Source organism: uncultured Methanobrevibacter sp. (genome assembly GCF_937906425.1).
Lineage (GTDB): Archaea > Methanobacteriota > Methanobacteria > Methanobacteriales > Methanobacteriaceae > Methanobrevibacter.
In genome coordinates, this window is sequence record NZ_CALCYR010000222.1 from 1 (window position 1) to 8,758 (window position 8,758).

At 29.2% G+C, this 8,758-nt stretch carries 9 protein-coding genes; all 9 read right to left on the reverse strand.

All coding sequences use genetic code 11. The features are described 5' to 3' along the window. Positions 1 to 333: 333 nt before the first annotated feature. Positions 334 to 720 carry a 30S ribosomal protein S6e gene (locus tag Q0138_RS06400; RefSeq protein ID WP_297982204.1) on the reverse strand — a complete coding sequence of 129 codons (387 nt, stop codon included), beginning with the start codon at positions 718 to 720 and terminating at the stop codon, positions 334 to 336. A gap of 184 nt (positions 721 to 904) precedes the next feature. Then, positions 905 to 2,692, reverse strand: a complete 1,788-nt coding sequence (gene infB / locus Q0138_RS06405) for a translation initiation factor IF-2 (RefSeq protein ID WP_297982207.1) — start codon at positions 2,690 to 2,692, stop codon at positions 905 to 907. Between the two features lie 242 nt (positions 2,693 to 2,934). Further along, positions 2,935 to 3,387: a nucleoside-diphosphate kinase gene (ndk, locus tag Q0138_RS06410; protein WP_297982210.1), complete on the reverse strand. Its 453-nt coding sequence runs from the start codon at positions 3,385 to 3,387 to the stop codon at positions 2,935 to 2,937. Then, a complete protein-coding gene (locus Q0138_RS06415) occupies positions 3,384 to 3,545 on the reverse strand; it encodes a 50S ribosomal protein L24e (protein ID WP_297982213.1) in 162 nt (53 codons plus the stop codon). Before Q0138_RS06415 ends, ndk begins: the two co-directional genes overlap by 4 nt. 46 nt (positions 3,546 to 3,591) lie before the next feature. Continuing rightward, positions 3,592 to 3,798 (reverse strand): 30S ribosomal protein S28e, encoded by a 207-nt coding sequence (locus tag Q0138_RS06420; RefSeq protein WP_292777638.1) that lies wholly within the window; start codon positions 3,796 to 3,798, stop codon positions 3,592 to 3,594. Positions 3,799 to 3,852: 54 nt separating this feature from the next. After that, complete coding sequence (gene rpl7ae / locus Q0138_RS06425) at positions 3,853 to 4,221, reverse strand: 50S ribosomal protein L7Ae (RefSeq protein WP_297982224.1); 369 nt, start codon at positions 4,219 to 4,221, stop codon at positions 3,853 to 3,855. Between the two features lie 1,066 nt (positions 4,222 to 5,287). After that, positions 5,288 to 5,488: a histone family protein gene (locus Q0138_RS06430; protein WP_297982217.1), complete on the reverse strand. Its 201-nt coding sequence runs from the start codon at positions 5,486 to 5,488 to the stop codon at positions 5,288 to 5,290. A gap of 633 nt (positions 5,489 to 6,121) precedes the next feature. Beyond that, positions 6,122 to 7,396, reverse strand: a complete 1,275-nt coding sequence (locus Q0138_RS06435) for a tRNA (N(6)-L-threonylcarbamoyladenosine(37)-C(2))-methylthiotransferase (RefSeq protein WP_297982219.1) — start codon at positions 7,394 to 7,396, stop codon at positions 6,122 to 6,124. A 294-nt stretch (positions 7,397 to 7,690) separates the two neighbouring features. Beyond that, the coding region (locus tag Q0138_RS06440; protein WP_297982222.1) for a TolC family protein at positions 7,691 to 8,758 on the reverse strand (1,068 nt) is incomplete at its 5' end.

Genomic DNA, 8,758 nt, shown 5'->3' on the forward strand with positions numbered 1-8,758 from the left:
TAATTAATTAATTTAAATAAATAATAAATTTTAATTACTTATTAATTTAAATAACAAATTTGAATAATTAATTAATTTAAATAAATAATAAATTTTAATTACTTATTAATTTAAATAACGAATTTGAATAATTAATTAATTTAAATAAATAATAAATTTGAATAATTTAAATTTGAATTAATAAAACTATTAAAGAAATAATAAAAACTTATTATTAAATTAATAGAATATTTTAATTTTAAATTAATGAAAAATAAAAAAATAATAAGAAAATTTAAAAATTTTCCAATTTTATTTTTCAAAGATAAAATAAATCTTTAAAGATTAACAGAATTATTCTTCTGCTTCCTCTTCTTCAGGATTTAAGATATCGTTAATGGATTTGCTACCTGCTTTGGTAACAATAGTGTTAATTTGAACAATGTCTTCAGAGATAGTGTTTCCTCTGACAGTTTTTCTCTTTTTAACACCATCAGCTTTAGGTTTGTAACCAATTCCACCAGTTAAAAGACTTTTGATTCTTCTAGGACCATCAACGTCTTTTTTCATAGCAAAACCGTTTTTGTCACTACCACCGGTGATTTTTAAAGTGTAGCCATCTAAACCTACGATTTGACCATCAAATTCTTCACCGATTTTTAAGCCGTTTAATTGTTTTGTGTCATCAATTTCAACTTGATAACTTAATTCTTTTTCAGAAACAACAACTTTAAATACCAATAAAATTCCTCCTTTTATTTCCTAGGAATTTAATCTCCCGTTAAATCATAGAATTATAATCTTAAACTTTAATAAATATTTTAAAATCTGAATATAGACTTTAATTTAAACTTTTCTTATTCAAAAATTAGAATAAGATTTAATTTAAACTTTTCTTATTCAAAAATCCGAATAAATTTAATAATTATTCAAAAAGACCAAACTTACCCCAATCAGGATCCTGTCTGCGTTTAATTTCAAGGATTTCTCCCATTGTTGTAAACTCGTCCTCATTCAATTTGTCCTTAAATTCACGTTCCAAAATCTTATAATGCTTTTCAGGAACATCAATATACAATGTGTCTCCTTCCTCAAAGTTTTTGCCTGCCACAGCATCATTGATTGCCATAGCAACCCTTTGACCTCTGGAGATTGCAGATAGGGTTTCACCCTTGTCCTCCATACTTGCAATGGTTCCTACATACTCACCGTTTGCATTCATTACAGAGTGACCTTGCTTGACTGTACCTGCCTCAACTTCAATTCCACAGATTGCAGGTTTGCTTTGCCTGAATATCAATTTAGGAAGAATCATGAATTTTGCAGGTTTGATAACAGCATCAAGCCATTGTTTTTTCTGAGCCTCTTTTCTAGCCCTTACCCACTCTTCATAATCCTCAATGATTTGATAGATTACATCTCCGGCAAATAACTTGACTCCGGAATTCTTTAAGTCATCTTCAGCCTTAGGATTGACCTTTACATTGAATGCAATGATTACCCCATGCTCAATGTTTTCATCCTTTGCAATTGAAGCGTCAATAACATCCCTCTTGTTGACATCACCGATTTCAGCTGACCTGATTGGAATGTCAATCTCCTTAAGCAAGTGAACTACAGCTTCAAGGGACCCTAAGGTATCTGCCTTAACAAATAAACCTTCATCATCAGTATCAACAGTAATGTCCTCCAATTCCTTTAACAATTCTGCTTCAACATCTTCCTCATCATTTAAAACTCTTAAAGGAGATCCTGAAACAACATCATCAAGATTTGGAGCAGCTATCTTAATACCTGCTGCAGCAACAACCTCATCAACCTTTTTAAATTTCTTCTTTGAATCCCTCATCTCTTCAAGAGGCAAAGGCCTTAAAATGGATCTGATTTTAGTTGTAACCACATTGTTTGCATCCATTAAAGCTATCTCATCACCATCACGAAGAACACCGTCATAGATAATGCTGTCAACGGTAACTCCAAGACCAGTCTCTTCCTTAACTTCCAAGACTGTTCCCTTAGCTGGAGCGTCCTCATGAATTTCCAATTGCTTGGTTAAATATTCCTGAGCAAGACCAAGTAACATTGCAATAAGTTCAATTACGCCTTCACCTGATTTTGCACACATTGGGATGATTGTGATTTGACTTGCAAAATTCTCAACCCTGTCAAATCTTTCGGATTGGAAACCTTCCTCATGCAATTTACCGACAAGCTCATAAATCTTTAAGTCCAAGTCAGTTTGTACACTTGGAGCCTGTTGCTTAAAACTTTCCATAAAGGAAGCTCCCTCATGAGTTTCCCAACCGAAAAGTCTGTCGATTTTATTTGCCGCAACGATAAATGGAGTCTTATACATCTTGAGAATATTGATTGCCTCATAGGTTTGAGGTTTGAAACCTTCATTTATGTCTACAATCAGGATAGCCAAGTCTGCCAATGCCCCACCACGTTTTCTTAAGGAAGTGAATGCTGCATGTCCAGGAGTGTCTACAAAAAACAATCCAGGAATTGTATCTTTGATTGATAAACGTGAAATAAAGTCTCCGCAGATTTCATTTACTGTATCAATAGGTATTTCTGTAGCTCCGATATGTTGAGTAATACCACCAGCCTCTCTATCAGCTACTGTACTTCCTCTAATATAATCCAATAATGTTGTTTTACCATGATCTACATGACCTAAAACAGATACAATTGGGGATCTGATTTTCATATTAACTCCTCCTACACATTTTAAAATTTTTTGCAAATAAATAAGGCAATTTTTATAATTAAATAAATTGAATAAATAATGAATCAAATTTCAATAATCGAAATTCAATAATAAATTTTAAGATTTAATAAAACTATAAGTCAAATAATTGAAAAAACGAATTTGAACTAATTTTATAATTTTAATTGATTTAAATGAATTATTTTTAATTAGATAAACAATTAAAATTAAATTTTATAAATCTATTCGTAAATCCAAGCGTTATCAGACATGGAATAATCACAAATTTCATCTTCGTCGAAGAAGAGAGCAATTTCTCTTTCTGCAGATTCAGGTGCATCAGATGCGTGAATGATGTTTCTACCAGTGTCCATACCAAAGTCACCTCTGATAGTTCCAACATCAGCTTCTTTAGGATTGGTTGCTCCGACCATCTTTCTAATTACGGAAATAGCGTCGTCCCCTTCAATAACCATGGTTAAAGCAGGAGATGAAGTGATATATTCTACTAAACCTTCAAAAAATGGTTTTTCAGAGTGTTCTCCATAATGCTTTTTAGCTAAATCTTCATCGATTTGTCTTAATTTTAATGCAACAATTTTAAGACCCTTATCTTCGAAACGGCTTAAAATTTGACCCATTAAACGTCTGGATACCGCATCAGGTTTCATCATAACAAAGCTTTTTTCAATCATTGTTTAACCCATTTAACTTTTCTTGGTACTCTACCAAGTTTAATCATATTTTTTTCACATTTACTACCACAGAAGAAATAGATTGTACCATCTTTCTTAACATACATTTTTCCAGTACCTTCCTCTATTTCTTTACCACAGAATGAACAAGTTCTCATGTTAAAACACCTTCTTAATAATAAGCAATAACTTAATTTAAGTTATTTAAGGAGTTCTAATCTCCTTAGCTTCTCTAATTGTGTCGAGTAACATTAAAATATCGCCTTCACGTACAGGGCCCATGATATTTCTTGTTAAAATTCTTCCTTTGTCTCTTCCATCGAGAATTCTGCATTTTACTTGCATAATTTCTCCAGTCATTCCAGTTCTGTTAAGAACTTCAATAACTTCTGCTGGACTTCCTTCTTCCATATTATCACCTGTTAGTTATATTGAAGATAAATATCTTCTAAACAGAGCTGATACTTATTCTTTAAGTTCTGCTACTTTTTCAACAACTTCAGCTACTAAATCAGCTGCGTCTCCAGCATCAACAATACAAGCGGAAGCAGTACCAACACTTAAACCAGCAGCTGCACCAACTTTATCTTTGGTTGCTAAGTATACGTAAGGAATTTCTTTTTCTTCTGCGAGAACAGGAATGTGAGCAACGATTTCAGCAGGATCAACATCTTCTGCGATAACGACTAAAGCTGCGCTTCCTCTTTCAATAAATTTAGTTACTTCATTAGTTCCTTTTGCTACTTTACCAGTACTTTGTGCGATTCCTAAAGCTTCTTCTGCTTTATTAGCGATTTCTTCAGGTGTGTCAAATTTTACATAAATGTTTGCCATATAATTTACCTCCTTTTTCATCTGGCTTTTGCCATCCATCGGCAATATTATAACTGCAATAAAATCTCATTTTTTTAGATTTTAATAAATATGATACAATTATAATAATTAAAACAGTAATTATCCGGTTAAAATAAGCATAAAACAAAAAATGATTATGATTAAAGATAAGCTCCAATTATTTAAAGTTATTTTTAACAACCATAAATTTATAATTATTTTAAAATAACCGATTGCTTAAATTTTATTAAATAAGCAGAATAATCAGAAGAATAATTACAATTTTTAAAATCCGTAAAATAACCAAATAATTATAGATAAAACTTAAAACGATTCAAAAAATATCTATAGCTTTTTAAATAAAATAAAATCATTTAAAAAGATATCTTACAGCAAATAGCCTAAGAGTAAAAAATTCAATTATAATTACAGATTTAAAGTTTTAATCTATAACTCTAAATATTATATTCACATCACTAAATAATAAAGCCTAAATGAATTTAAATAAAATAGAGCAATTCACCTAGTTTAATATTTTCAATGAATATTATTAGTTTAAGTAAAATTAGCTAATAATATAAAATTTTTCAATTTAGTATTAATGAAATAAATTCTAGAGAACTAGACATATTATAATATAGTAATAATAGTATATAAATGTTGTTAATGGAAGAGTTTAAAAAAAGAATTAATTTGAATTATTTTTTCAAAGGATCAAATTAAAATCAAATCCAATTAATAAATTAAATTATTTTTTAAGGATCACATTTAATAAATCAAATAATAAATTAAATTATTTTTTAAGGATCACATTTAATAAATCAAATAATAAATCCAATGATGAATCCAATGATAAATCAAATAATAAATCCACTGATAAATCAAATAATGAATTGAAAAATCAAAATTGTCAAAAATTGACGATAAAATAGTCTAAAGAGTGATAAAAATAAAAATAAAAAAAATAAAAAAAGTAGTTCTACTATCGAAATACATTTTAAGAAAAGAAATAAGTAATAAATTACTTAAATCTAAATCTTAATTATTAAAAAAGTAAATAGAAAACCTATTTAATTGCTAATTTAATATCTTCAGCTTTTACGGTTTTTCTACCAGCGTGGCGTGCGAAGTTAACAGCTTTTTGTGCTAATTCGTCACCTTTTTCTTCTAAAGCTTCAGCTAATGCAACTTTTGCATCATCGCTAATTCTTTGTGCGCCAGCATTTTTTAAGATACGACCGACAGGTGCGATTGGTAATTCACTCATATTTTCACCTCCAATTAAAATGTTGTTTTACATATTATATAAAGGTTTTGTTTTTTTAAAGTATTAAATCACTTATTATCAACTATATAGTAATAGAAATATTGTTTTTTAATAATAAGAAAATATTAAAAGAAATCAATAAAATATAATAAAAATTTATAGTAAAATAGATAAATTAAAGGCTTAGAACTCTTAAAAAATAAACCTTTTTAAAACTCTTAAATTAACTAATAATTAGTTAAATAAAGTTAAATAGACAAATAAAGAACAATAATATTTTAAAAAAACTAAATAAGAAAAATTTTTTTTAAATCGCAAATAAAACACAAATTATCATTTAAAATAAAAATATGAGTTAAAATAAGTGTTAAAAGTAAAAATAATGAATTTTTAGAAATTATTTCAATAGAATTTTTATAAAAATTTTATAATAATAAATTAAAGAAATTTTAAAAAATTAAAAAGAAAAATCTAAAAGAAAATAAAAATAAAAAAATAGCTAAAACTAATAAAAAAAATAGCTAAAATGAATAAAAAAAATAAGAAAATTAAATAAAAAAATAGATAAAACGAATAAAAAAAATAGCTAAAATGAATAAAAAAAATAAGAAAATTTAAATTAAAAACATGAAATTAAATCTTATGTCCAATCAAATATGTTCCAGTTGTTTCATCAATGTGAACCCTAATAAATTCACCTAAATTAACATCCTTAACAACAACAGGAATATATGAATCTGTCTTGGCAATAAATCCTCCCTTAGATCCTTTTTCAAGAACCACAACATCAAATTCCTTGTCCTTTAATACCTTATTTTCATCTTCAATTATCTTAAACTTAATATCAGTCAAATATTTTGATCTCCTTCTCATATCATCAGAGGGAATATTCTCCAATGAAGATGAAATGGCTCCTTCCCTATGCTGATATTTGGACAGATGCAAAAGGTTGAATTTAATTTCCTCAACAAGCTCCACAGTTTTCATAAAGTCATCCTCCGTTTCAGTAGGATAACCAATAATGATATCTGTAGCCAATGTCAAGTCAGGAATCTCCTCCTTAAATCTTTTTACAATATGCTTATAATCCTCAACAGTATGATTTCTTCTCATATGTTTCAATACAGCATCACTTCCAGATTGAATTGGCAAATGAAGGAAATTGAAAACCTTTTCCATTTTAAATGCTTCAATTAAATTTTCCAAATCATTTCCAATGTTTTTAGGATGCATCATACCAACACGTACCCTGAATTCACCATCTAAATTAGCGACTGCCTTAATCAAATCAGATAATTTTTCACCACTGTCCTTTCCAAAGGCAGATGTGTCCTGAGCAGTCAATTGAATCTCAACACAGCCGTCCTCAATTGCATTTTTTGCCTCCTCAACAATATCCTCTATGGGATAACTGTTTAAGTGACCTCTAGCAAAACGAGTACAGCAATAGGTACACGCACCTAAACAACCTTCACAAATTTGAATAACATGAATATAAGGATCTTGACGTATTTTAGGAACACAAACCTTAGGTTCATCTGAAAAACCAAATTCACGAGCGACCTCACCTGAGATTGCAGATTTTACAACATCCGCTGTCTTGTTAAGCTGATGAGGTCCAATCCATGAACAATTCGGCCCAATATTTTCAAGTTTTTTAGGATCCACCTCAACCATACACCCTCCAACAATAATCTTCTTTTCCGGAAAATCTTCCTGAAGAGCCTTGATTCTGTTGATTACCTTACTTTCAGTAGGCAATTTAACATAGCAAGTATTTACAATAATTGCATCTGCATCTTCATGATTGTCAACAAGTTCTATATCGTTTTCATTTAGAACCCCTGCCATAATCTCAGAATCAGCCTGATTAAATGTACATCCATAAGTTTCTATAAATACTTTCATATTATCATCTAAATTGTAAAAAAAGGATTTTCCCTACATAAAATCCCTATATACAATAAATCTTAGACTCTCTAAAACAATTCTTTGTTTTTGGATATCTATCAATAATAAAAATGAACTCTTCAACATAAAATAAACTTTAATTGAATGATCATAGTATGAAAAAGTTAGCTAATAAACTTAATAGTAACAGAAAAACCTTATAATTCTTTTAAAATATGGATATTAGATTTTATTTTTTATAGAGCTTTCGCTATCTAAAATTATTTGATTTAAATTGATTCAATCCTTTTTTTACCAATGAATCATCATTTTATGAAATAGATCTCGATTCAAAAGACAAAGAGCTTTATTACGAACATCAACCTTCTCAAAGCTAAACACCATCGGAAAATGAGTGACCATATTTCGAAACACTTTACGAATGGTTTTGGGATCTAAACCCCAAGACGATAGAGCTTCTTTCATTTTAATATTTCGTTTGGATCGATGCTCTAAGAAATACTTTTTTAAAGTAGTTTCCAATTGTTTGCTCTTGTAAGACTTCGTTTTATCTAAAGGAAGAGAGACCCGGTTATAGAATCCATTTTTTTGAAGGATTTCTTGAAGTTCTTCTACACAATATTCTTGATACAGGGGAGAAGTTTTTTGAAGTAGTCTTTGAACATGAGCTATTGCAACCGATAAATTCTTTGCTTGTAAGGAATTTTTAAAAGCATGTTCCATGGATTGATTGGTATATTTGAGTTGATCTTTTATTTGTTGGAGCTCATGATCCTTTTGATCACATTTTTGTTTCCATTCCTTTAACTCTTGTTTCTGCTCCTGTAAGTTTTCTTTCATTCCTTGTATCTGTTCTTTTAGTTTTTGTAATTCTTCCTTCATATAGGTCAAATTCTTTTGAGCTTGTTCAATGTCAGAAAGGGTTGCTGTTCCAAGTTCATATTTTGTTTTATAAGAGTCTATAATTTTATTTTGCAATTCAATAAGTTCCTTTTGATAAGAAATCAATTTATCCGTTCTGATTAAATTGTAATAATCAACGGCAAAAGCTGATGAAATATAAATATAAGAGGCTCTTTCATCTTGTTTTATCATCTCTAATTGTTTCTTTTTGGATTTTGTAATCAGATGATTTTTGCCCCAAATATCAATTTCATAATTCATTGTAAGAGGTAATAAATAATGGGTTTCTGCGTAATTTGGGATTTTGACTTCACCGAATAATTCATCAGATGAACTAAAAATTCTCCCGACATAACCTTGAAAACCGACATGCGGAAGCTCATTTGCGAACGACATTTTAACGATCCTGTTTCCTTCGTCGACTTTCAAAACAGCAGCTTTTAAATCGTTATTATT